Below are 22625 nucleotides of genomic sequence, written 5' to 3'. Positions count from 1 at the left end.
TGTATCGCAGATGAAGACACATTGTTATTCAGTTAAGGTGGGGTAATTCTTTAAAAAGAAGAGAGGGTGTTATGCCTCCAGAAGCAGGTCAGCAATCAATCGGTATTGTCCTCGCTGCTAAAGGTGAGGTCTTTCTGCGGTCAGAATCTGGGCTTCGGCAGGTTGAATCCGGTGCGGAAGTATTCCGGGGCGAAGAACTCGTTACCGGATCAGGCAGCACGGCGGAAGTTCGTTTCGTGGACGATACCCTGCTTTCGCAGGGTGCGGATTCCATAATTTCCCTCGATGATTACGTATTTGATGATTCCTCTTCTGAGGCTGAACTACTTTTTAAAATGAGTCAGGGCACTTTCCGTATGGTAACCGGAAAGATTGCGGAGCAGAACCCTGACCGCTTTCAAGTCGGTACTCCTCTTGCGACTATCGGTATTCGCGGCACTACCATAATCAGTGAAATTATTCCCGGTGGCGGGGAAAAAATAGGTGTTGAAGAAATTCACGCCGGTAAAGCACTTTTGGTCCAATCCATAAGTGGTGAAATCCGGGCTATATCCAGCCCTCGCGAGCTGGTCGAAATTGCAGTATCCGGTCAGTTGGGCACGGTGCGTCCCATGAGCGTGCAGGAATTCAATTCTTTCCGTGATATTGCGCCCAGTGCAATTCAGCAGGAACGTGAAATCCAGCAGCAGCGCGAAGAAGAACAGCAGGATGACCCGGAAAACCAGACTCCGGACGGACAGAATACTGAAGACCAGAATGGAGAAGAGCAGCAGGCTCAGGGCGGTGAAGAAGGTCAGAACGGGGAAGGTGAACAGGGACAACCGGAAGGCGGTGCCACCGGAGGTCCGGTTATTCCCGGAGAAGGCGTTCTTGATCCGGGCCTTGGTGTAATTGATCCCGCAAGTGCCCTTGCCGGGGCGGCAGCCCTTCAGGGCCAGTTTGGCGAAGGGGATGGGACCGGGGTTCCCGAGTCCGTAGTGACTGAGTTGCAGGCTCTCGCGCAAGATATTTTTGACGCTTTGAGTTCTGGTGATGCCGAAGCAGCGCAACAGCTTTTGAACAATCTGCAAACCCAGACAGACGACATCATTGATGAATTGATAACCGGAACTGTTCAGCAGGTGGCCGAGCAGACCGAAGAGCAGATTATAAGTAACGTTCAGCAAACTCTTGCGGATGATGATGTTCCTGAGTTGAGTTCTGAAACGGAAGGTCAGACCTATACGTCCGGCAGCGGCATAAATTACATTCATGGAGACGGTTCTCCATGGGTCGGAACGGAGAACGCTGATTACTTTCTGGGTGCGGATACTTGTGAATCCCTTTCAGGTATGGGCGGGGATGATGTTATCGCCGGTAACGGCGGCTTTGATACCATAAGCGGTGGTACTGGAAATGATAGTATTACCGGTAATGACGGCAATGATATCATCAACGGCGATTCGGGAGATGATGTTCTTAGCGGTGGCGCAGGCGAGGATACTATCAACGGCGGTTCCGGCAAGGACACTATTTCCGGTGGAACGGAGGATGATATTATCATCGCAAGTCCCGGAGATTATGATCTGGTCGATGGCGGTGTCGGGTTCGATACTTTGAGCTTGGCTGAAATGTCGCCTGTGCATGGAGCATACGTTAATCTGGCTTCCAGTGATCCTCACCAGCCGAGCGGTTATACCGGAATCGCTTCAATGGATGGGGATATCACCTACTTTGTTAATATTGAAAGAGTTATCGGTACAGCTGAGGGCGATACTATTCTTGGTAATTCTGCTGATAATGATTTCTTTGGTGGCGATGGGGCTGATTCTATCACGGGTGCGGGCGGTAATGACAGTCTCATCGGCGGTGAAGGAACCGATGACATGGACGGTGGACCCGGAACTGATACTCTTGAAGGTGGACTTGGGAGTGATATTCTGGATGGCGGTAGCGATAGTGATACTGATAAGTTCTGGTATAATTCACTGAGCGAAGCAGGGGACACCATTAAAAACTTTGTAGCCGGAACCGATAAGTTCGTGTTCGCATCAAGCGGATTTGTTGTAGATAATCCGGGCACACCCTGCTCTTCAAACGCAACGTATGACCCGTCGACAGGAACCGCATCCGCAGGTGCATCGGCAGATAAGCAGTTCTTCCTCGTTGGTGATGGAGCCGGCGGAGGTGATGATTATCTTTACTACGATGCAAACGGCAGTATTAATGGCGGAGGGCAAACGCTCATTGCTACTTTTACTGATGGTTCGACCATGAATACGACAGACATTATTATGGACATGTCGTGACTGTTAACGAAAGCCGCCCTCTTGGGCGGCTTTTTCTTCCCATCTATCAATCCACCGAAATTTCTTGCCAATCTCTATTTTTTCTTATCTAAATATATTGAATGATACTCGAAACCGGGTTCCACCCCGGATGTTGTGATTGAACCTGTGAATCTAAAGGATGGTGGAAGCATGAGCAGAATCGATGAAATTCTCGGCAGAATGGATGCCTTGGAAAAAGAGCTTCGCGTTGAACTGCTGGATATGAAAAGTGACTTACTCTATACCGTGCAGAAGAAAAAAGTCCGTTTCAGCGCGGAAGTCAGAGCCAAACACCGTGAGCTTGCCGCTAAATGGAGCGATTATGTTTATGATTCCGGTGTCTGGGTTATCCTGACCATTCCTTTTATCTGGATGCCGCTTGTTCCGGCCCTGATGCTTGATGTCACTACCTGGCTTTATCAACTGATGTGTTTCCCGGTTTACGGAATCCCCCGCGTGCGCAGACGCGACTACGTGGTTATTGACCGCCAGAGTTTAAAATACCTCAACTTAATCGAAAAGTTGAACTGCTATTATTGTGGTTATTTCAACGGTTTAATAGGCTTTGTGCGTGAAGTCGCGGCCCGGACAGAACAGTACTGGTGTCCGATTCGTCACGCACGGCCAGTAAAGTCCGTGCATAGCCGCTATCGTCATTTCTTTCCCTATGGCGACGCAGAAGGCTATCGCGAAGGCCTGAGCGAAGTACGCACCAAATTTGATGATGTTTAAGATTGCCTCCGGCGGCTGGGGAAGGGAAAACTTTTGCAAAAGTTTTCCCTTCCCCAGACCCCATCCCTTTCAAAACCTTTCAGTTTGCTTCGCATATAGCTTATTAAAGATGACAAAACCATGACCCCCGCAATATCTATCGAGATATTGCGGGGGTTGTTTTGGTGTGCTTCTAAATATGCCAGCGGCGAAGCCTTATTGAAAAGTTTTTTGGAGAGTCCAGAGAACCTTTTTCCCAAAAAAAGGTTCTTTGGTCCCGCTGAAAGCGTCCCCGAAGGGCCGCCGGAGGCACAAACTAAATAATATCCTGAAGAATTCTTTTGAATCGCAGGGTCACGCCACGCACTATTTTGCTTTGCGCGGTGTTGTCACCTCCTGCGTAAACGGCGGCCTGTAGTCTTTCGCGGGAACGGTAGGAAGTGAACCCGTCATCTTCATCCTGCCAGTCTATCTGGGTGTCGTCGAACTGGACGATGAATTTACGCTTCTTGGCGTATTTGTCGACGATTCCGAGTACCACATCGGCGACCATGATGTAGGTGTCCTGAGTCATGTACTGCCCGATGATAGCCCCGATTGCCGCACCGGAAGCTGATCCGAGCACCAGCGAATCAAGTGTCCGGCCTGCGCTGGCTCCAATGTATCCTCCGCCGGCTCCGCCCCAGAGGCTGATTTCATCGACCATGTTCTGTGAAATCTGACCGGAGTAGCGCAGGTTGATGTCCAGATGCATGGAGTATTTCCCGGTTGTTACGACTTTGTATCCTTTGTCGATGTACGCTTGTTCGAGAGTTTTGCGCAGGGCTTTGAGTTTGATGGCCGGATCGCCCGAAGTGTTGCGGATGGTCAGCTTCATGACCGGGGTATCAAACTGGGAGGCGTCGACAACAAAGTTGCTGCTGGTCATGGAGCCGTACATAAGCCCGGTCTTCTGGTCCCGGACCATGCCCATGCGCTGCTTGCTGCGGCATCCGGTCATGAGAACCAGTGTCAAGAGCATTGCCACTGCCATTAAGATGAAAATACGCTTATTCAATTCAAGGCTCCTTACTTGCGGTACTTAATTCCGTATTGATCTAAAAATCTCATTACCTCAGCGTAATGCACAGCAAAGGCAAGGTTGTCGACATCGGGGTCAATGCGTTTCCATGTATTAACCCCGACGACTTTGTTTTTATAAAATAGCGGGCCACCGGAGTTGCCGGGGTTGATTGCGGCGTCGGTCTGGATATAGCGGATATCTATGCCTCTGCTCGGCAGGTTGTAGCTGGGCATCCTTCTGTATGCGCTGAATACGCCACGGGTAATGGAGAAGAAATAGCTTTTCGGATGACCGATGGCTTCAAGGGTTACCCCTGCCGGAAGGGTGTTTCGGGTATAAAACCGGACCGGTTTGCCATGCGTATTAACCTTGACCAGTGCAAGGTCGCGGTATGCATCAACAGCCATGACTTTACCGAATGCTTCCATTCTGTTGTGCATCCGTATTTCTACAAAATCATTACGCTCAACAACATGATAGTTGGTCAGGATAATGTTGTCGGTAACGAAAAATCCGCTCCCGGTTCCTGTCCGGTCCGGGCTGAGCACTGCTACAGTGGAGTCAAAACGAGGATCATTCCCGGTATCCGATTCGTACTTGTCGCTATAGAATTCCGCCAGAGCCTTGTTGCGGTTGTTGAGAATTGTTTTCCTGATGTCGGCCATATTGCGGTATTTTTTATCTTTCTCTGCGTGCTCAAGATAGAAGTTGAGCATGTGTGAAAGACGAACGGGGACAGGCTGCTTTTCCCAGTTGCGTACTTCCTTGTCCGTGTTGAAGCGCGCGGTCAGCTTGAGCTGGTCCGGGTCGTCGGGATCGACTCCGTAGGCGATCTTGAAATTTTTATCCTGAACAATATCAAAGAAGTCGGTAAAGTAGGTGCGGGCTTTGCGGTCTATGATCACGTACTGCACCGAAGCGATTTTGGCTGTACGCATGGGCACAACCCGGAAGCTGTATTTCTGGTAGATTGGCTTGTCGATCATCTTGGGAATGCTGGTGGCATTGGCGACAGCCTCGTTGTACTTCTGTTCTTCAATTGCCGCCTGATGGGCTGCGGAGGTGATGCCGCTGGCCCCGATCCAGCCCAGAATGTGGGTATTGTTGCGCTGGTTCAGTTCCTGCCGCTTGAGCTTAAGCTGTTCAAGGCGCAGCTGGGCTTGATCGTAGGCGTGGTTGTAACCTTCGCGGTATCCGGTGATTAGTTTGCTGCGGTAGGCTTTGGGGCGGAAAGTTTTGCGGTCTATTTTTGAGACAGTCTCATTGATCAGGATAACCACATCCGCATCTTTGGCTGTTTTGGAACTGAACATGGCAGTCTTGCCCAGCATCCGGGTTTTGACAGGCAGGTCCACATCAAAGCCGAGGCCGAAATCAATACCATTTTCTTTCATCAGGGTTTTGCTGGTTACACGCACGAATGCGATCTTGCAGTCCGGTACTTCTGTGACCGGAAAGCCGAGTTTTTTGGCCTTCTTCATGGTTTTGATGACCGTGCGAAAAGAGGGAGTTTTGCCTTCGGCTTCTTTCTTCAGCAGTTCGCGAAAATAGTTGCCTTCAAGATTTCGCAGGGTCTTGGGCGGGATGGTTGCGCCGTATTCCCTGATCATGTGCGGCACACCGTCTCCATGTGCGGAAGCGACAGTGTGTTCAAGCAGAGCGGCCTGTGATTTCAGGAATTCGGCTTCATCCAGTTTAACGGGATAGATGGAAAAGAAGTTCGGTCCGGTCTGGAGCGGGTATTTTTTGAACTGGGTTTGCGCATCAGTCCTGATTTGTGATTCTTTTTCGTGAAATTTATTTTTGAGTTTAGCCAGTCCGGGGGGTGTCTGTCCGAGGTCGCTCAGGATGATGCTCGATTCAATTTCGTCAATGAGCACACGGGCATTGTCCAGTTTGAGGCGGATGAGGGTCCACTTAGCGGATTTAGCGGGCCAGTGTATGGAAAGGACATTGGTGGTGGCGGCGGAAATCTTGGGGCGGTATCTTTTTTTCAGTTCAGAAGCAGCCTTGGTTATTTCTTCCATGGCTTTCGGGTTTTCCAGAAAGTAATCCTGATTGTCGAGCCAGATCTGTTCCGCCTGGGTAAATTTGTTCCGGTCAAGCGAACGGGCGAAATTGTCTTCGGGGTTGGAAGAAATTACAGTTTCTTTGATATTCGTTTTTATTGATCGTCCTGTCTTGCACCCGCAAATAGTAAGCAGCAGAATAAGCAGGATCAGTCCTAAAAATCTTCTATTCAACACATCCTCCCCGGCAAAGCTTTTCAGCTTTTATACATCCTGAGAGGTGGTATCATGATAGCATGTGCTATATCAAGAAGAACTAAGGAAGTGTCTGCAGTGTATTAACGGCTTGCAGCGGATATCCGCTTATGCAACCGTCTGGCCTGTAAACAGAATGCTTCCAGCCGCGCTTCGATAAGCTGGGGGAACGGGTTGCCGTCGGTTTCAATTGCCAGAAAGGGTAAACGTGCGTCTGCATCCAGCAGGGCTGTGGCTTTTTTTCCGGCTGATCCGGCCCGGAATTTTTCGTTAAGCACTGCCTCTGCCACCCGTGATGGCATACAGCCGAAGGGACCGATGGATATAACCCCGCATGAAGGGGACATGATCTCGTGCAGGGATGCGCCAACTGTAAGAATTGCCTCCCCGGTGAGCTGTTCGGAAATATGTGTCTTGCCGTAGCTGACAACCTCGCGCACATCCGGGCCGGGGTAAAACAGCAATCCGCTTGCTTTCAGGATATGGCGGATGCGCCGTTCGAAATATGATTTCACCCCTTGGGTGATCAGGGTCTTGAGTCCGGCCTGCCCTTCGATGTTATTGCGATTCAGCCAGTCAGTGTATTTCATCCACTCCAGTACCGGGGCTACACGGACGATGAAGCCCTGTTCTGTCAGGCGTTCAGGCAGACTGCGTCGTGCCAGCGGGTCATGCCGTACGTAGATTTCGCCCAGCAGGGAGATTACCGGGTATTCATGCACGGGTTTCGCAAGTTCGATGGTGGCAAGGTCTTGGGCTGCTTTGCGCAGGGCTTTGGAAAAGGTCTTCCAATCGGCCATGGCATCAAGCAGGTTTTGGCGGATCTGCCAGAAAAGTTTCAGGGCCGCATCTTTGTTCTTGGCGGCGGTGGAGATTGTGGCGTGGATGTCTTCAAGAATGGACCCGGTTACAATGCCCTGCCACATACCAAGGGTTACGGCGGTGCTGAGTCCCCCGTACCCGTCGGTGGAGCTGGGGGCGAAAATGGCAAGGTTCGGAATCTCCAGCCGTTCGATGAGATCATTCATGAATACCGAATACTGCCCGAAGCGGCATGGGCCTTTGGCCTTGGGCATCAGGAACAGGGTCAGCTCGTTATCGTCGCGGTTCTCGATGTGTTCCAGCAAAGCTCCGGCGGTAAGCTGCAAGGGCAGGCATTCCTTGCACGAGGAATTGTTGCGGCCCTTTTTGAGTGCGGCTTCGCTGGCATGGCCCAGCACTTTGTAGCGGATGTTGTCCCGCTGCATGGAGGCGGCCAGAAAGTCGGTGCTTATTTCACCGAGGCTGGGAATAAGCAGGGTTACTTTGGGATCGTTGACCGCATGCCATCTGCCGTTGGAGTCAGTTATCCCGGTGATTTCATCGCGTACTTCGCAGCGGGCAGCCCGGAAAGTTTCCCGGTCTGTGTGGCGGGGATTATCCGAATTACTGAAGCCGTCCACGATATCCAGAAAAGCTTCAATGCGGGTTTCTATCCCGGCATCAGCGGTGTGGCTGTCCAGCTCAAGGGTCAGTGACGGTTTGCTGCCCATGACTTTGCGGAAATGACCCAGCAGGAATGAATCCGGGCCGCAGGAAAAATTAGTGATGTAGGTCCCGAACAGCTTGGGATTGTCGGCTACCAGCTGTGCTGAATCCATGATCTGTTCCCCGGTGGCCCAGTACATGTTCAGCTCGTCTCCGCAACCATTGCTGCGCGGCAGCATGTCACAGGGAATGATCGTCACCCCACGGGTGGCGAATTTGGCAGGGATGGATTTGTTGGCCCAAGAACTGAAGGCATTGTAAGGCCTGCCGAAAAGAACCATTCCCTTCTTTTCTCTATCCATGTTGCCTAAAAACTCTTCACCTTTTTTGCGCAGGTCGGAAAAGAATTGTTCCTGCTCGGCAAGAGCAGCTTCGAGGGCATCAATGGCCCGGTTCAGATCAACTTTAAGTTCAGCTGCAATTTTAAGCATTGTGTTGCGCAATTGCTTTTCGCCATCCTGCATATGCAGAACCGGAGTCAGCAGCGACCGTTTCTCAAGTTCCGGGAAAGCGGCTTTCAGGTAGTACGGCTCACCCTGAACCAGCACGCAGGTGCAGGACCGGTCACCGCTTTTGAGCGGCATGGAGCGCAGGTGGGGCAGGAAAATGTGGTCGGTGTCGAGTTTGAGCAACTCCCCCAGCCCGCCGTGGGCCAGTTCGACAGGGTGGCAGAAAGGTGCGCTTTTTTGTTCAATGGAATCGGGGTCGGCTTTTTCCGGCAGCCTGACCCCGAAGCCCATCTTTCTGAAAAAGGTATTGAAAAGCGGAAACCATGTGTTCATGAGCAGAGAGCGGTTCATGCCGATAACCGGCTGATCTTCCTGTGGAGCACTCAGATCACGGAATACCCGCTTTTCGCGCCAGAGCACGAGATCTTCGCCCGGTTTGGTGTCCTTGGAAATTTTTGAATTATCAAAGCGGTTGCAGATACCGCCGAAGGGAAAGATTTTACCTTCCACAACAATGCGGGCAATGCTGCAACCCAGATCGCAATCGCGGCCTGCGCCGTTACAGGTGAAGGGCGGTTTGTAGCTTACTTCGCGCAGGGAAAGTTCTGCGGGGTTGAAACTGCCTTTGGAAATGCTGCCTTGCTCGGTGCGTCTTGCAGCCTCAAGAGCCACGCCGAATGCCCCGCTTAAACCGGGATGGGGCGGGACGATGATTTCCTGTCCGGTCAATGCAGCCATGGCGGTGGGTACTGCTTTGTTGTAGCAGACCCCGCCCTGCATGAAAATTTTACTGCCTACGGTGCGGTTGCCTTTAACCCGGTTGGCGTAGTTGATACAGATGGAATAGACCAGTCCGGCGACCATATCCTCAAGTGGAACTCCTTCCTGCGCTGCAAGCTTGAGGTCCGAGCCGATGAAGGCCGCGCACTGGTCATTGAAGTTGGGCGGATTGTTGCCTTCGAAAGCAACCGCGGCGATGTCGGTGACTTCGATGCCGAGGGTTTCCCTGGCACTTTCTTCAAGGAATGATCCGGTCCCGGCACTGCAGGCTTCGTTCATGGCGTAATCACAGGGAACCGAGTTCTTCAGCCACGTGTATTTGGCATCCTGCCCGCCGATTTCGAATATAGTATCAACTTCCGGGTCGTAGTGCACGGCAGCGGTGGCGTGGGCGGTAATTTCATTGATGATGGCGTCCGTCCCGGCATGCAGCCCGGCAATGTTGCGGCCCGATCCGGTTACACCCAGAACTTCGGCGGTAGTCCCGGCTGGAACCTGTGCCGCCAGTTCCGCATAAACCCGTCGTGAAGCCCCGATGGGGTCACCGTCGGTACGCAGGTAGCAGGAGGCAACGATCTCGGTGCGTTCCAGATCAAGCAGCACTCCTTTGGTGGTAGTGGACCCGACATCAAGACCGAGTGCCAGACGGTTTCCGGGGATGAACCGGGCCTGTCCGCTTTCATGAAATTTTACGGACCCGGTAAAGTTTTTCAGTGGGGGCAAAAAAGTGAACGTGGTGTCACCTTTGCGAATGACGCTGTCTGCATTGTGTGGAAGGGGAGTCCCGTTTTTTTCGGCCCAGACAGCAGCACCAAGAGCTTCAAAGCTGTTGCCGTATTCCGGGAGGAGCAGGTCAGGGATTTCGCGGCGCAGTTCGTGAACCATGAATTTGTTTTGCGAACAATTACCGATCAGGGCGACTTTTTCCGCCGGAAGCTTGCGCAGCAGTTCGATGCATTTCCCGGCCATCATTCGGGCAAGTCCCGCTACTACTGAATCTTTATCCACGCCTTTGTTCAGGGCATGGGTGCAGTCGCTTTTGCAAAAAACAGAACAACGCCCGGAAACCTTATGCGGTTCAGATATCTCCATGCCGGACATATCTTCAAGTCCCAGTCCCATGCGTCCAAGCTGCTGTACGAGAAATTCCCCGGTCCCGGAAGCGCACTTGTTTCCTGTGTGCACGGTTTCGACCCTGCCGTCATCGTCAAGCAGGTAGGCCATGAAGGTTTCGCCGCCGGCACTGAGTACGGTCCGGTAGCCGTCTTTTACGAAATTTTGTTGTGCAAGGGCTGCTTCAATGGCCTGCGGTTCAGAAATTGTCGGCAGGTCGAGCAGGTGGCGGAATTTACGCCCGGTGACCGCTGTGGGGGTATTTCCCGGCAGTTCAAGTTTTTGCAGGCCCTTGAGTACTGTTTTTGCCGGGTTGCCTTCGTGGTTCAGTGAAATGGATTTAAGTATTTCAATTTTGCCGTCAGCGTTATCAATCAGGACCATGCTGACTGATGAGGCTCCGGCGCAGATGCCCAGTGAAAGTGTCATTTTTTCAGTTTCGGTTGGGCTGATTTTCAAGTGTGGGTAATTCAATTTCAAAAACCTTGTTCCAGAATTTTCCGGTCACAAAAAGTCGTTCTTCTTCGGCGTTCCAGGCGATGCCGTTGGCAGCTTCGGCTTTTTCCCCGGCCAGTGGGCGCAATGCAGATATATCCAGCCAGAATTTTACTTTGCCGTTTAGCGGGTCAATGGCGGCAATACGGTCTTCTTTCCAGACATTACTGAAAATAAGTCCGTTTATGTATTCCAGTTCATTCAGCTTGTAGATGTTGGCAATGCCGTCTGTTACCTGTAGTTTTTTTATGCGGGCAAAATCATAAGGGTCCCTGAGCGTCAATACGGATGAGCCGTTGCTTTGGAATATGAAGTTGCCGTCCGTGGTCAGGCCCCATCCCTGCCCTTTGTATTTGAAGATTCTTTTGCGGGCAAGGGAAGCTGCATCATATACATAACATTTACCGGAACGCCATGTAAGCTGGTAAAGCTCCTTGTTCAGGTAACATATACCTTCACTGAAAATTTTATTCCCATTTTTGATTAGGGTGCGGACAATGCCGCTTTCCAGTTCTACCTTGCGTAGTGAAGAACGGCCAAGTTTTCCCGTGCTTTCGTATAAATAGCCGTCATGATATAAAAATCCTTGGGTAAAGGCTAATTCATCGTGCGGGTATTGGTTAAGAATTCTACATTTAAAAACAGGGGCACTGACTTTTTCAAGGGCGTAGCTTTTTAGCCCGAAAAAGTGCAAAATAAAGGTGACGGTAAAAAAAAGTAAAATTATTCGGTGTGCTTTCATCTGCGCAGAGATTAGCGAATTTTTCTGGGAAGAGCCAGATTTGGAGAGCTATATTTTTCTTTAGACGGTATGAAATCTATTCCGGAAAGCTTAGAGTGCCGATAAGATGTTTATGAGGGGTCAGAACAGGATAGCCGGAGGCTTAACTATGAGTGCCAGCTCACCATTATTCAATTACACTCCTTCCGCCAAGAAGGAAAAAAAAGAGGAATCAACATTTGTAACTGTTGTTTCACTGCGTACTGACTCGCATAAAATTCAGGGCAAGAAATACTGGCTGGCGACTAAACTTGATGATGACCGCTTTGAATTGCTGCTGCTGAATGAGAACTGGGTTCCGACCGGAGAATCGAATGTCATCGGTGACGGAGAATTTGCCGCTCACTATGCCCTTGAACTTGATTACTACCAGCAGCATGTGCGTCCGGCTATGGATCAGCAGGATGGAAGGTTGCGCCGGGGCGAGGCCCATCGGGAACAGGGCGAGTTGTACAGTGCCGAGATGGAATACTCCGAAGCACTGGCTGTTGACGAAAAAAATGTCCGCGTGACTTTCGGTCTTGGTATGACCTACCTTGGAAAGGGGGATGTTGAGCGGGCGCAGGAGGTTTTTGCCAAGGTCCTGCAACTCAAATCAGCCTTTGCCCCGGAACATAAACACATGTTTAATGATTTCGGAATATCCATGCGCAAGAACGGTATGTATCGCGAAGCTTTGCAATATTACAATCGCGGTGTTGATCTTGACAGCACGGATGAAAATTTATTTTTTAATATTGCCCGTACCCATTACGAAGCTGGTGATTGGGAAAATTGTTTCCGGTATCTGACCATGTGTCTTGAAAAGAATCGCGGGGTGCGCGAAGCCCAGAAGTTCTGCCATTATCTGATCAAGAAGACCGAAGAAGATGAAACCATGCTCCGCGAAATGGGTGGGGGCGAAAATGGTGATACCCTGCGCAGTGATATTCTGAATCTGCTGCGCAAGATGCAGGTTGCCGCCGGCGTGGAGCTGGATGATGCCATTGAACAGACCCACAAAATCCGTGACCGCATGATCGCCATCAAGGAAGAGGATATGCAGCTTAAGGAAGTGGAAAAGGATCTATACAACGTAGACGGCGATTTTTAGTTCTCCGGCAGTTTCAGGAGATTTTCCCTTGCCCCGATCATGATCAGCACATCATTCGCTTCCAGTTTTTCCGTTGCCTTAGGAACAAAATTAAGCTCTTCTGATCCGTTTTTGCGGATGGCGATGACCTGTACCTGATAGTTATTGGTCAGGTTCAGGTCGATGAGTGTTTTTCCTGCCCAGTCCTTGACTTCCCGTTCTTTGATCAGAATATCGTTGCCCATGGAAAGGTATTCGACCATGCCCGGCGTGGAAAGTTTATGGGCCAGCTGTTTGGCTGCAAAGTGTTCAGGGAAAACAACATAATCCACGCCCATTTTGCTGAGCACTTTTTTATGCGCCGCGCTGATGGCTTTTACCCAGATCTTATTAACCCCGATTTCCTGAAGATTTAGAACTACCAGAACGCTTGCCTCCAAAGAATCTCCGGTGGAAACAACCACGTAGTCGAAGTCCTGAAAGCTCAGTTGTTCCAGTGTCTGCGGATCTGTACCATCAGCCTGAAAGACCTGTGCAAGGTAAGGTTTGGCCGCTTTGACACGCTCCTCGCAGGTATCTACGCCCACAACATTGTGGCCCAGCTTACGCAGATTCAAGGCCAGCTCCAGACCGAACTTGCCAAGGCCGATTACGCCTACTTCTATTGTTTCTTTTGCCATAGTTTTATGCCTCCGGCAGCCCTTCGGGGACCAGAGGAGAGGGGAAAACCCTTTTGCTACCGCCAAAAAGTGTTTTCCCCTCTCCTCTGGACTCCTCACCCCTTTCCCAAAACGCGTTAGTTGGGGATTGTTTAAAATAAATCTACTAATTTTAGTGTAAAAAACGCAGCAGCGAAGCTCAAATAAAAGTTTTAGGAGAGTCCAGAGAAACCTTTTCCAAAAGGGTTCTTTGGCCCCCGGAGGGACTCCCGGTAGGGCCGCCGGAGGCGAAATCTTATTAAAAAGCGCTCTAGCGCATCAAATTGCTATCCCAATGGTAAATCGTCTTCGGGTAGTCTGTAGCGTGGTTCCCGTTGCCAGCTGTTGATAGCGGTGAGCAGCCAGACAGGTCCGAGCCTTCCCACGAACATTAGGAAGATTATGATTGATTTCCCGGCTCCGCTCAAGTCCGGGGTTACTCCGGTGGAGAGTCCCACGGTGGCAAAGGCGGAGACGGCTTCGAAGGTTATTTCGATGAAATGTCCGCGCACTTCACTGTGCGGCAGATGGCTGCCTTCGGTGATACTCAGCAGGATAATAGCCGAACCGAGAATCACGCTGGCAAGGGTCAGCAGGGTCAGGGCACGGTTGACGCTTTCTTTGGTCAGTGCATACCAGCCTACTTTGACCTGTGAATGGCCTTTTATTTTTGCGACGATAAAAGCCACCCATGTGCGGAAAGTTGTTGTTTTCAGTCCTCCGGCACATGAACCGGGAGAACCGCCGATCAGCATAAGTGCGATCATGGCAAGCAGGGAAATATTGGTCAGCCCGGAAATATCAACAGTGTTGAATCCGGCTGTGCGGCAGCTTACCGATTGGAACAGGGCCGCAATCTCGTTGACCATAGCACCTTCGACCACATGAACCTTGAAACTCTCAGCAAAGAAGATAGCCAGCCCGCCGAGAATAATGAGCAGAAAGCTTGTTTCCAGCACAATACGGGTATGCCAGCTCAGGGCATGGGCGGTTATTTCCGGCTTTTTGCGGCGCACAAAATTTATGAATTTCTGCCACAGCTCGGTCATGACGTAAAAGCCCAGTCCGCCCATGACGATCAGGCCCATGAAAACGGAATTGATACCGAGATGATCCTTCCATGCGGTCAGGCTGTCTGAATAGAGAGAAAAACCCGCATTACAGAAAGCTGAAATGGAATGGAAAACAGCCGAAAAGGGATGGAATCCCGTGGGGTCCATCCGGTTCAGCAGCAGCGCACCGAGAGCTTCAATGGATAGAACTGCCGTAACTACACCGACAATGAATTTGCCGATATTGAAAGACGGGTCATGGATCAGGGTCTGGCTGACTGCTAGCCTGTCCGAGGCACTGACTTTCTTACCCAGAAGGTAGATGACCAGACTGGCATAAGTCATAATGCCCAGCCCGCCGAGCTGTATCAGGGCCAGAATCACGCTCTGCCCGGTGCGGCTGAAAAAGATTCCGGTATCCACCACGGCAAGCCCGGTGACACATACCGCGGAAGTGGCAGTGAATACAGCATCAAGAAATGAAAGCTCCTTTCCCGGATGGCAGATATCAAGCTTGAGCAGCAGGCCGCCCAGCAGGATAGTCGCGACGAAAGCGTATATCGGCATCCAGAAAGGAGAAGTCGCTTTGGAGTTCATATTGTTTATTTACGCCCGGGCTTTAAATATGGCAAGTTTTGTTGCCTCCGGAGGCACTAAACGTTACCAGTTCGTTTTCTGTACCCGGCCAGTTTTTCTTCCACTTCTTCCCAGCGTTCGAAGGTCGCTTCATGATCGGATTCAAGCTTTTCAAGCTCTGCCTGCGCGGCAGCCATTTCTTCGCCGGACTTTTTGTAGAATTCAGGGTCGGCCATCCGGGTCTGCATGTCTTCGATGGCTTTTTCGAGTTCTTCGATTTTAACGGGCAGCTCAACTATTTCCACTTCCAGAGCTTCGAACTCACGCTGTTCTTTGTAGCTTAGTTTTTCCGGGCGTGCGTCCGGGGTTTTCTTCGGCTTGGGTTTCGCAGCCTTGGGTTTTGCTTCTTCCTCGGGCTGGAGCCGCTGGCGTACCCAGTCGTCGTAGCCGCCCACGTAATCATTAACCTGCGCATTGCCTTCAAAGGCGAGAGTTCCGCTGACCACGTTGTTAAGGAAGGCACGGTCATGACTTACAATTATAACTGTGCCGGGATATTCCATGATGCGGTCTTCGAGCAGTTCAAGGGTCTCGGCGTCAAGGTCGTTTGTGGGTTCGTCCATTACCAGCAGGTTGGAGGGACGGGTGAACAGGCGGGCCAGCAGCAGACGGTTGCGCTCTCCGCCGGAGAGTACGCTGACCGGGGAGTTGGCCCGGTCCGGGGCGAACAGGAAATCTTTAAGATAGCCCATGACGTGTTTGGTGCGACCGTTGATGGTTACGGTATCGTTGCCGTCAGCCACGGAATCACGCACGGATTTTTCCGGGTCCAGCTGTTCGCGATGCTGATCGAAATATGAAATCTCAAGTTTGGTTCCCAGTTTTACTGTGCCGGATTCAGGTTTTAGGTTGCCGAGCAGAACCTGAATCAGCGTGGTTTTACCTGCACCGTTAGGACCGATGATCCCGATGCGGTCCCCGCGCATGATGGTGGCATTCAGGTCCTTGAAAACCGGATTGTCGTCCCATGCGTATGATGCATTGACGGTTTCAGCTACCACTTTACCGGAACGGGCGGCTTCCTGAATTTCAATGGTAGCTTTACCGGTGCGCTCGCGGCGTTGCCTGCGTTCTTCGCGCAACTTTTTAAGCGCACGGACACGCCCCTCGTTTCGAGTACGGCGTGCCTTGATGCCCTGCCTGATCCATACTTCCTCGCGGGCCAGTTTTTTGTCGAACTCGGACCTGTTCTTTTCTTCGGCATCGAGAAGGTCTTCCTTGCGCTTAAGGAAGGTGTCATAGTCGCAGGACCAGTCGGCGAGATTACCACGATCCAGTTCGATGATGCGGGTAGCAATCTTGCGCAGGAACATACGGTCGTGAGTAATGAAAATCAGGGTACGGATATTTTTGGTGATGAACTCTTCAAGCCATGCAATGGAGTCGATATCCAGATGGTTGGTAGGTTCGTCAAGGAGCAGGATGTCCGGTTTGGATGCCAGAGCACGGGCAAGCAAGGCGCGCCTTTTCAGTCCGCCGGAAAGATTTTCAAAACGCATTTCGGCGCTGAGCGACAGGCGGGAGATGACCATTTCAATGGTGGTCAGGGCTTCCCAGCCGCCGTGCTTTTCCATAATTTCTTCTACCTCGGAAAGTTTGGATACATCGCCGCCGTTAGCCACTTCAAGACTGACCATGTGGTATTTGGTCAGGGCTTCTCCCAGCTCACCGAGGCCCCCGGCAACAACTTCAAAGATGCTCCCTTCGAGAACTTCCGGCACTTTCTGGGAAAGGCGCGCTACGGTCACTCCTTTCTGGTAAGAAATATTTCCGTCGTCAGGAGCTAGATCGCCACTCATGAGCCGGAGCAGAGTGGATTTACCTTCTCCGTTTCGGCCAACAATACAGATCCGTTGGCCTTCCTCAACTTGAAAGGAAACTTTATCCAGCAGCTGAGGACCTCCGAAGGTCATGGAAACATCGCTTACGCTCATCAAAGCCATTTGTTTAACTCCGCACTATACTTGATTAAAAATATAATATAATAAAAGACAGGTGTGATTGTTTTCATTAGTATTTCAAACTTAAGGGCGGCAGTGTAGAATTTTGCCGCCAAAAAGTGAAGTCTGTTCATAGGGGCTTAGTAGTGCTTTTTTGCGTTACAAGCTGTTGACGAAAGTCTATGCATAGTGCAGATAAGCTCTAAAGTTGCTCTTGTGGATTGTTTGAATTAGATTATAGCCGCCTGCCGTAATGGCGGTGCAGGATAGATTTATTATATGAGTACCGGCGATAGATTACTGGACATTTTTCAAGACGAAACATTGGAACGGCTCGATAATATCGAAACCGGGCTTTTGCATTTGGAAAACAGTACTGCGGAACTCACTCCGGAGCTTATTAATTCCATATTTAGAGACGCACACTCCATTAAGGCGGGATCAAACCTGCTTAAGCTGACAGTTATTGAAGAGCTTGCCCATAAATTGGAAAATGTTCTTGAGTTGATCCGTTCCGAAGGACTGATTCCCACCGAACTTATTATTACAGCTTCATTGGAATCGGTTGATAAGCTGCGCATCCTGACTGAAGACGTGCTCAACAGTAATGCCAAGAGTATCCGGTTGCAGAAAACAATGCTTGAAGTCTCGGTTCAGCGAGCTTTAGCCGGTGAAAATTAAGCCGTTCTTAATTATTAAATTTTAAGCCCCCGTTCTGTGTAATCCAGTTCGGGGGCTTTTTTTATCTTGTTATGCCAATGCTGAAGGGAGCTATACCTGTCCGGCAATGCTTTTGCCCCATTTTGTGATTTCATCGCGCTCGGGATCACCGTCGATTTTCAGGCTGTCCCCAATTACCATTGCGCCCATTTTTTCCAGTTTTTCTTCAATTGCATCAACTGCGCCGCAGAAATAGGTGTAGTTGGAGTCTCCGCATCCGAATACAGATACTTTCTTACCTTTAAGGTCGGCATCTTCAAGGGCATCGTAGAGTGGGATGAAGTCATCCTGTAGTTCGATTTCTTCCTCTCCCCAGGTGGAGCAGCCGAAAAGCACGACGTCGTAACCATTGCCGAGATCGGCAATACTTACGTCGGTGACGTTTTTGAGTTCTACTTCGATTTCATGATCTTCAAAAGCTTCAGCTAAGTATTCTGCTGCAGTTTCAGTGTTGCCGGTGGTTGAGCCGTAGACGATCAGTGATTTGGACATGATGCCCTCCTTTTAACTATGTAACTAGGTTTGATAACGTTCATTCGACATTTAGTGAGGATGAAATTCAAAGTCAACATCAATAAATAAAAATGTTAAGAAAAGGTGAAAATGAAACTTTCGAAGCTTTTGAGTGTTTACGCCGTGCCGGAGTGGTGTTATGGGTTACCTAAGACTGATCGGTAAATCCATGAGTAAGCACTTTAAGTGCGGAACACTTTTCTTACCGGCCCGGCCTCCCCGGCAGGGCGTATAAGGTCTCAATTCATTTATACTTTAGTTTAGATTACGTGGAATTAAGTAATTTCCCGTATTCATTGCTCACCTGTATTCCGGCCGATTTTTTTCTGCTGTTTTCTGCATTGTCTGTTATATTCAAATTTCATCCTTGCAGTATATTTTTTTAGCGCCACCTTAACGGCCCGGATTTCTTTTCACCATCAAAATAACGGAGGTTATTCCCATGAGTGTACAACTAAATGTAACCGGTTTGGATACTTGGGGTTTTAATAATGACGGGCCGCTTATCATCGCTGGACCCTGTAGTGCTGAATCCCGTGAACAGCTGCTTGATACTGCGCGTGGCATTAAAGATAAGGGTGTTCACCTTCTGCGTGCCGGTATCTGGAAACCCCGCACCCGTCCCGGTTGTTTCGAAGGCATGGGCGAAGAAGGTCTGAAATGGCTGGTTGAAGCCAAAGAAGAAACCGGTCTGCCTATCTGCTGCGAAACTGCTACTCCCGAGCACATTGAGCTTTGTCTCAAATACGGCGTGGACCTGATCTGGATCGGAGCAAGAACCACCGTTAACCCTTTTGCTGTTCAGGCTATGGCTGACGCTCTGCAGGGTACTGATATTCCCGTGCTGGTTAAAAACCCCATCAACCCTGATGTGGAACTCTGGCTCGGCGCGCTTGAGCGTATCAATAAAGCGGGGGTAACCAAGCTTGGTGCAATCCACCGTGGTTTTTCCTCAGCACGTCCCAGCGAATTCCGCAACGCTCCCAACTGGAGAATTTTTATTGAACTGCGTCGCCGCACTGAAGGCATGCCCATCATCTGCGACCCCAGTCACCTTTGCGGTAAGCGTGAACTGATTCCCGCTGTCGCCCAGAAATCTCTGGATCTGCTCTTCGACGGTCTGATGATCGAGTCTCACATCAACCCTGACGTGGCTCTTTCTGACAGTAAGCAGCAGTTCACCCCTGAAGATCTCGGTAAAGTTCTTGCCGGACTGGAAGTTAAGCATCCTGTAGCAGAAGACGAAGAATTTGCTCTTCGTATGGAAAGCAAACGTGCTCGTCTTGTTGAAATTGATGACGCTATTGTTGAGCTGCTTGCCGAGCGTATGGCTCTGGGCCGCAAGATTGGTAAAATGAAATGTGAACGCGGTATTGCTCTCCTGCAGCCTGACCAGTGGAAAAAGACTGTTGAAAAACGTACCCGTGAAGGCGTTGCCCGTGGAATGGATGAGCATTTCATGCTCCGCGTTTTCCAGTACATTCATGAAGAATCCTTGCGTCAGCAGGAGTGTGTTCTGGCCGGGGAAGATTAATGCCCAAGGTCAATGTTGAGCTGCGCGGGGAGTTCGATAGTTCTTATCAGATCAGCGTCGATTATTCCGTAATGGATGAAGTTGTCGCCGATCTAAAAGAACGTAAGTACGGGCAGACCCCGGTAGTTATCTGCGATGAAAATACCCGTGAGCTTTTCGGCCATGCGCTGGTCGAAAAGATCGCGCTTGCAGGTGTTGATCCACTGCTGTTGACCGTTCCGGCGGGTGAGAACAGTAAGTCCCTTGATGTGTTCAGCTCTCTGCTGGAAGCAATGCTTGAGGCTGGAATTACCCGTCAGGATGTAGTTGTTGCCCTCGGCGGCGGTGTGGTCGGTGATCTGTCCGGCTACGTTGCCGGAAGCTACATGCGTGGAATTAATTTCGTGCAGGTCCCCACAACTCTGCTTTCACAGGTTGATTCATCCGTTGGCGGCAAAGTGGCAGTGAACATCAAGCACTGGAAAAATTATTGCGGAATGTTCTATCAGCCCAAGCGGGTCTACACTAATATCTCGGCCCTTGAGTCACTGCCTGAACGGGAAATTCTCAGTGGGTTGGGTGAAGTGGTCAAGACCGCCTTCATCGCCGACCGGGATCTGGTAGATTATCTGTCCCGTAATGCCGATAAAGTTAGTTCACTTGATCGTGATGTCATGGCCAGGGTTGTGGCCCGTTGCTGTGAGATCAAGGCCGATGTTGTCCGTCGCGATGAGAAGGAAGGCGGGGTCCGCCGGATTCTTAACTACGGTCATACTGTAGGACATGCCATAGAGACATTTGCCGGATACAAAATATCCCACGGCGAATGCGTTGCATGGGGAATGCGCATAGTTTCCCGCGCTTGTAATAAGGCCGGAATGCTCTCCGCTGAAGATCTCAAGCTTCATGAAGAGCTTATGGATAAGCTTGGTCTTGCAGCTGGAACCCTGAATATTGACCCCTCCAAGATCATGGAACTCATGAAAAAGGACAAGAAGGTCAAGCAGGGAGCCGTAGTCATCGTCGGACTCGACAAGCTCGGCAATGCCGTTGTTGATGAGAATTTTCCGCTGGAATTAATCGAAGTAGAGCTTTTTAATATTTGATGCGCTACGCGCGATTAAGAATGATTTGATTTGCCTCTGGCGGCGCTTTCAGCGGGACCAAAGAACCTTTTTTTGGGAAAAAAAGGTTCTCTGGACTCTCCAAAAAAACTTTTTATCGGGCTTCGCTGCTTCGATTTAAAAAGTTTTGCAAAATAAAATCGCAATAGCTTTTGGGGCTATTGCGATTTTTTATGTTTAATAGCTAGTTAAAACTAGTTTGCGAAGCGTAACTAAAGCGCGTTTGGGAAAGGGGAGAGGAGTCCAGAGGAGAGGGGAAAACACTTTTGGCGCGAGCAAAGGGTTTTCCCCTCTCCTCTGGTCCCCGAAGGGCCGCCGGAGGCAAACTAGCCTTTAAATTCAGCTGCAGCTTTGACGAAATTATTTGCCCAGCAGGGCATGCTCAGTGCGTGGATATGGTTGTATCCAGCATAAATATTGTCACGCACGAGTCCGTCATGGCTGTCGGCCATGCCTTTTCCGCGCGACATATCGAGAGCATATTTCGGTGCAGTCTCGTGATTATCCACGCAGAGTGAATAGTGAAATTCATGTCCGATGACTTCGGTTCCCACTGGGAAGAAAGGGTTCTCGTGAACTATTTTGCCGGATGTGTAGCCGAGTCCTTGCGGGCGGGCGCAAAGGCGGGTGGAAAGATCCAGCACACCGGACATTTCGTATTTTTGTCCCTCGTATTCAACGTCCCGGCCCAAGTACATGAACCCGCCGCATTCAGCAAAGATGGGCAGTCCGTCCTTAGCCAGCTTAGCTACGTGGTCGCGGATAGTCTTGTTGGCTGAAATATCCGCTGCAAGAGTTTCCGGAAAACCGCCGCCGAGATATAGAGCGTGAATTTCCGGCCACGGTTCAGGGGAGAAAATGGAAACTTCTTTTACTTCCGCTCCCGCGCGGCGCAGAGCTTCAATGTTTTCTTCGTAGTAGAACCAGAGGGCTTCATCACGCACAACGCCAATCACAGGCTTTGATTGGCTGGAAATTTCGATACCGTCCCATGCATCCTGTGTGGTAGTCAGATCCGGGGATGCCTGATCAGCGATTTTGGAGATTGCATCAAGATCAAGGCAATCTTCGGCCATTTTACCTAGAGTGTTGAGTGCCTTATCAACTGCACCGTATTCTGTGTTGGAAACCAGTCCCATATGTCGTTCTGGGATGGGATTTTCTTTGAGTTTGGGCAGCATGCCCAGTACCGGGATATCGGTGTAGGTTTCAATGGAATTTTTGAGGATATTGCGGTGTCTCTCTCCGGCAGTTCGGTTGAGGATCACACCTGCGAGATTGAATCCGTCTTCAAAGGCTTTGCATCCGGCAACGATGGCAGCCACAGTGCGGGTCATTTTTGTGCAGTCGATGGTCAGGACTACCGGGGCTTTGATGATGCGGGCCAGTTCGGCAGTGGAGCAGGAGCCGTCGACATCCTTGCCGTCGAACAGACCTCGGTTACCCTCTACTATGGAGATATCTGCGCCATGCCCTTTTTCCATGAAGAGTGCGGTCAGCTTTTCCCCCTCCATGAGGAAGGGATCTAGATTGGTGGCGTATTGACCTGAAGCCAGTCCCAGCCAGCGGGCATCAATGTAATCGGGACCTTTTTTGAATGGTTTTACCCGTCGACCCTGATTACGAAAGGCCCGGCAAAGTCCAAGAGTGACGATTGTCTTACCTGTTCCGCCGCTCAGTCCGGCCAATACAATTCTAGGAAAATTCATTTCGTTGCCCGTGCTCTAAAAATTCTGTCTAATGCCTGTCCGCACAATGGATTCAGTAGTGTTTCAACGCGAAAAAGACAAGTGAAATTAATCCTTCTAAACGCGTTGCTGGTGCTTTGGGTATAAAAAAATGCCTTGTCTCTAAAGACAAGGCAT

Annotated in this window: 15 protein-coding genes; 6 read left to right on the top strand and 9 right to left on the bottom strand. The window is 50.4% G+C overall.

What is annotated here, in order from left to right:
* Positions 1-71 precede the first annotated feature (71 nt).
* Both ACNI29_RS03430 and ACNI29_RS03425 read left to right on the top strand, forming a co-directional pair.
* Positions 72-2288 carry a FecR domain-containing protein gene (locus ACNI29_RS03430; RefSeq protein ID WP_419780791.1) on the top strand — a complete coding sequence of 739 codons (2217 nt, stop codon included), beginning with the start codon at positions 72-74 and terminating at the stop codon, positions 2286-2288.
* Between the two features lie 171 nt (positions 2289-2459).
* A complete protein-coding gene (locus ACNI29_RS03425) occupies positions 2460-3041 on the top strand; it encodes a hypothetical protein (RefSeq protein WP_419780790.1) in 582 nt (193 codons plus the stop codon).
* 295 nt (positions 3042-3336) lie between these two features.
* Here the strand turns inward: ACNI29_RS03425 and traT are convergent, their stop codons facing one another.
* The 4 genes from traT to ACNI29_RS03405 all read right to left on the bottom strand — a co-directional run bounded on the left by traT (position 3337) and on the right by ACNI29_RS03405 (position 11453).
* Positions 3337-4077, bottom strand: coding sequence for a complement resistance protein TraT (traT, locus tag ACNI29_RS03420; protein ID WP_419780789.1), 741 nt, complete (start codon positions 4075-4077; stop codon positions 3337-3339).
* 11 nt (positions 4078-4088) lie between these two features.
* A complete protein-coding gene (locus ACNI29_RS03415) occupies positions 4089-6329 on the bottom strand; it encodes a S1C family serine protease (RefSeq protein ID WP_419780788.1) in 2241 nt (746 codons plus the stop codon).
* 101 nt (positions 6330-6430) lie between these two features.
* Positions 6431-10645 carry an acyl-CoA dehydratase activase gene (locus ACNI29_RS03410; RefSeq protein ID WP_419780787.1) on the bottom strand — a complete coding sequence of 1405 codons (4215 nt, stop codon included), beginning with the start codon at positions 10643-10645 and terminating at the stop codon, positions 6431-6433.
* 4 nt (positions 10646-10649) lie between these two features.
* Positions 10650-11453: a glutaminyl-peptide cyclotransferase gene (locus ACNI29_RS03405; RefSeq protein WP_419780786.1), complete on the bottom strand. Its 804-nt coding sequence runs from the start codon at positions 11451-11453 to the stop codon at positions 10650-10652.
* 148 nt (positions 11454-11601) lie between these two features.
* On the opposite strand from ACNI29_RS03405, the gene ACNI29_RS03400 reads away from it, so the two are divergent.
* The gene (locus tag ACNI29_RS03400) at positions 11602-12585 is read left to right on the top strand and encodes a tetratricopeptide repeat protein (protein WP_419780785.1); all 984 of its coding nucleotides are present in this window, start codon (positions 11602-11604) and stop codon (positions 12583-12585) included.
* On the opposite strand, the gene ACNI29_RS03395 is transcribed toward ACNI29_RS03400, so the two are convergent.
* From ACNI29_RS03395 to ACNI29_RS03385, 3 genes are all read right to left on the bottom strand, one after another.
* On the bottom strand, positions 12582-13244 hold the full coding sequence (locus tag ACNI29_RS03395; protein ID WP_419780784.1) for a potassium channel family protein: 663 nt from the start codon (positions 13242-13244) through the stop codon (positions 12582-12584). The genes ACNI29_RS03400 and ACNI29_RS03395 overlap by 4 nt on opposite strands.
* Positions 13245-13549: 305 nt before the next feature.
* Positions 13550-14911, bottom strand: a complete 1362-nt coding sequence (locus tag ACNI29_RS03390) for a TrkH family potassium uptake protein (RefSeq protein ID WP_419780783.1) — start codon at positions 14909-14911, stop codon at positions 13550-13552.
* Between the two features lie 56 nt (positions 14912-14967).
* The gene (locus ACNI29_RS03385) at positions 14968-16893 is read right to left on the bottom strand and encodes an ATP-binding cassette domain-containing protein (RefSeq protein ID WP_419780782.1); all 1926 of its coding nucleotides are present in this window, start codon (positions 16891-16893) and stop codon (positions 14968-14970) included.
* Positions 16894-17169: 276 nt separating this feature from the next.
* On the opposite strand from ACNI29_RS03385, the gene ACNI29_RS03380 reads away from it, so the two are divergent.
* The gene (locus tag ACNI29_RS03380; RefSeq protein WP_419780781.1) at positions 17170-17571 is read left to right on the top strand and encodes an Hpt domain-containing protein; all 402 of its coding nucleotides are present in this window, start codon (positions 17170-17172) and stop codon (positions 17569-17571) included.
* Between the two features lie 90 nt (positions 17572-17661).
* Here the strand turns inward: ACNI29_RS03380 and ACNI29_RS03375 are convergent, their stop codons facing one another.
* Positions 17662-18102: a flavodoxin gene (locus ACNI29_RS03375; RefSeq protein WP_419780780.1), complete on the bottom strand. Its 441-nt coding sequence runs from the start codon at positions 18100-18102 to the stop codon at positions 17662-17664.
* A 463-nt stretch (positions 18103-18565) separates the two neighbouring features.
* On the opposite strand from ACNI29_RS03375, the gene ACNI29_RS03370 reads away from it, so the two are divergent.
* Positions 18566-19657 (top strand): bifunctional 3-deoxy-7-phosphoheptulonate synthase/chorismate mutase type II, encoded by a 1092-nt coding sequence (locus ACNI29_RS03370; protein ID WP_419780779.1) that lies wholly within the window; start codon positions 18566-18568, stop codon positions 19655-19657.
* On the top strand, positions 19657-20742 hold the full coding sequence (aroB, locus tag ACNI29_RS03365) for a 3-dehydroquinate synthase (RefSeq protein WP_419780778.1): 1086 nt from the start codon (positions 19657-19659) through the stop codon (positions 20740-20742). The genes ACNI29_RS03370 and aroB overlap by 1 nt, the downstream gene beginning before the upstream one ends.
* A gap of 344 nt (positions 20743-21086) precedes the next feature.
* Here the strand turns inward: aroB and ACNI29_RS03360 are convergent, their stop codons facing one another.
* Positions 21087-22469, bottom strand: coding sequence for a cobyrinic acid a,c-diamide synthase CobB (locus ACNI29_RS03360; protein ID WP_419780776.1), 1383 nt, complete (start codon positions 22467-22469; stop codon positions 21087-21089).
* Positions 22470-22625: the final 156 nt, after the last annotated feature.

This window comes from Maridesulfovibrio spiralis (SeqCode) (genome assembly GCF_048571135.1).
Taxonomy (GTDB): domain Bacteria; phylum Desulfobacterota; class Desulfovibrionia; order Desulfovibrionales; family Desulfovibrionaceae; genus Maridesulfovibrio; species Maridesulfovibrio spiralis.
Note: the sequence above shows the minus strand (reverse complement) of the source record. Positions and strands in the feature narration are given on the sequence as shown.

What these genes read in the sequence shown, in the direction of transcription:
- ACNI29_RS03390 (WP_419780783.1), bottom strand. Translation starts at nt 14,911, where the DNA reads ATGAACTCCAAAGCGACTTCTCCTTTCTGGATGCCGATATACGCTTTC.
- ACNI29_RS03395 (WP_419780784.1), bottom strand. Translation starts at nt 13,244, where the DNA reads ATGGCAAAAGAAACAATAGAAGTAGGCGTAATCGGCCTTGGCAAGTTC.
- ACNI29_RS03380 (WP_419780781.1), top strand. Translation starts at nt 17,170, where the DNA reads ATGAGTACCGGCGATAGATTACTGGACATTTTTCAAGACGAAACATTG.
- ACNI29_RS03400 (WP_419780785.1), top strand. Translation starts at nt 11,602, where the DNA reads ATGAGTGCCAGCTCACCATTATTCAATTACACTCCTTCCGCCAAGAAG.
- aroB (WP_419780778.1), top strand. Translation starts at nt 19,657, where the DNA reads ATGCCCAAGGTCAATGTTGAGCTGCGCGGGGAGTTCGATAGTTCTTAT.
- ACNI29_RS03410 (WP_419780787.1), bottom strand. Translation starts at nt 10,645, where the DNA reads ATGACACTTTCACTGGGCATCTGCGCCGGAGCCTCATCAGTCAGCATG.
- ACNI29_RS03370 (WP_419780779.1), top strand. Translation starts at nt 18,566, where the DNA reads ATGAGTGTACAACTAAATGTAACCGGTTTGGATACTTGGGGTTTTAAT.
- ACNI29_RS03360 (WP_419780776.1), bottom strand. Translation starts at nt 22,469, where the DNA reads ATGAATTTTCCTAGAATTGTATTGGCCGGACTGAGCGGCGGAACAGGT.
- ACNI29_RS03430 (WP_419780791.1), top strand. Translation starts at nt 72, where the DNA reads ATGCCTCCAGAAGCAGGTCAGCAATCAATCGGTATTGTCCTCGCTGCT.
- ACNI29_RS03385 (WP_419780782.1), bottom strand. Translation starts at nt 16,893, where the DNA reads ATGGCTTTGATGAGCGTAAGCGATGTTTCCATGACCTTCGGAGGTCCT.
- ACNI29_RS03405 (WP_419780786.1), bottom strand. Translation starts at nt 11,453, where the DNA reads ATGAAAGCACACCGAATAATTTTACTTTTTTTTACCGTCACCTTTATT.
- ACNI29_RS03425 (WP_419780790.1), top strand. Translation starts at nt 2,460, where the DNA reads ATGAGCAGAATCGATGAAATTCTCGGCAGAATGGATGCCTTGGAAAAA.
- ACNI29_RS03375 (WP_419780780.1), bottom strand. Translation starts at nt 18,102, where the DNA reads ATGTCCAAATCACTGATCGTCTACGGCTCAACCACCGGCAACACTGAA.